Source organism: Azospirillum sp. B4 (assembly GCF_000333275.1).
In the GTDB taxonomy this organism is placed as follows: domain Bacteria; phylum Pseudomonadota; class Alphaproteobacteria; order Azospirillales; family Azospirillaceae; genus Nitrospirillum.
Genome location: NZ_BACU01000366.1, coordinates 1 through 1,476, shown reverse-complemented (window position 1 = coordinate 1,476; position 1,476 = coordinate 1). Strand labels below are relative to the sequence as shown.

Annotated in this window: 1 protein-coding gene; it reads right to left on the bottom strand. The window is 64.0% G+C overall.

Translation table 11 applies throughout. The annotated features are described in order from the left end of the window. Positions 1 to 50 precede the first annotated feature (50 nt). A partial coding sequence (locus tag I55_RS16075; protein ID WP_044561597.1) for a phospholipase D-like domain-containing protein occupies positions 51 to 1,476 on the bottom strand: 1,426 nt, incomplete at its 5' end.

Below are 1,476 nucleotides of genomic sequence, written 5' to 3'. Positions count from 1 at the left end.
ATGATGACGACGTCGAAGCCCAGGCCGTTGACGGCGTCGGCTCTGGCCGCTTAGTCGCTGGCGACCTCAGGTTGTTGATCCATAGGCTCGCGGGTTATCTCCGGGTAGATACATTGAAGGGCGTCGACGGCGTACCGGGCAACTCCGTTTAGGCGGATCCGCACCCCAACGTCGCCTTCGGGCAGGTCGGGATCGCTGGACGCCGAGGCCCAGTTCAGGCTGGTGACGACGAGTTCGTCATCATCCGCAGCGACAAACTTCCCGTGCAGAGGAATGGTCTTAGTCTTAACGAGCTGAACACCGTTCTGTGCGGCCTCCTCGGCGAGCTTGCGCGCGTGCCGGTTCTTCAGGGGACCGGAGGGGATGGAGTAGAGGAGGGTCACCTCGACCTGCGCGCGCTGGGCGGCGGCCTCTCCTTGCATGACCACACCTGGCCGGGCCGTCGAACCCAGGCGGTTGCTCCCGATGAAGAGCCGCTCGCCAGCCCGGCCGCTGATCTCGCGCATGAGAGAGTCGTGGTTATCACCTACGACCAGCGTGATCTCGGCTGGTCCGGGCCGGGACGGGAGCCTGCGCAAGTCGCGCGACACGATCCCCATCTCATTAGCGATGTCGTCGGCCAGACCGCGCCGGCCGACCAGGCGCTGGACGATGATCGCTACGTCGGCGACCACGGCCGGGTCCCTGAGGACCGCGGTGACTTCGGTAGACCGGAACGGGGACGAGAGCCAGTTGCACGACCCGACCGCCGCGATCCAGTCGCCCTCCTCCGTGTCGACGATGAGCAGCTTCGCGTGAGATCGCGTGCTGGTCATATGCAGGCGGAACTTGCCGATGAGATCCTTGTCAGCGCGGATTGTCTTGGCAATCTCGACCGCTGCGGCAGTGTTGCGGGTCTCGACCTCGTCCAGCGTCTCGGCACCCCACATGAGGTCGAAGACGACACCGCGTGCGCAAGCGGCTCTAATATCGGGAAGAAGTTCCTTGAAGCGGAAGTGGTCGAGGAAGGTGGAGTGGATGATCGTCCGACTGTGTGCCCGAGCCATCATCGCCCGCAGGCACTCCAGCTGGTTCGATCCCCCGATAATCAGGTCGACTGGATCGAAGTGGCATCGATGCGCCTCGAAGGCTGGCGTGGCCTCGCCCGCCGGGCCCTTATATTCGATGGGGAATTCGGTGGGGCCGCTAGCGCGCGACGCGACGTCGTCGATGATCGCGCGCAACATATCTGACGCGGTATCGGGAACATTTCGCGGGACGCCATCGACGACCCTTACGACCATGAATTCTTCACGGAGCGAGGCGGTGCGGCCGTCGACGACCGCGACCTGCTCCTCCCATCCCCTCGCCGCTATCTGCGACAGCTTAGCGAGCATTGCCTCGTTGGATATCGGAGGACCGCCCCCCTGGACGACGAGCACGCGGATATCAGGGTCGGTCTCCTGCTTGAGGGCGTATTCCGATCTGACTCTGATC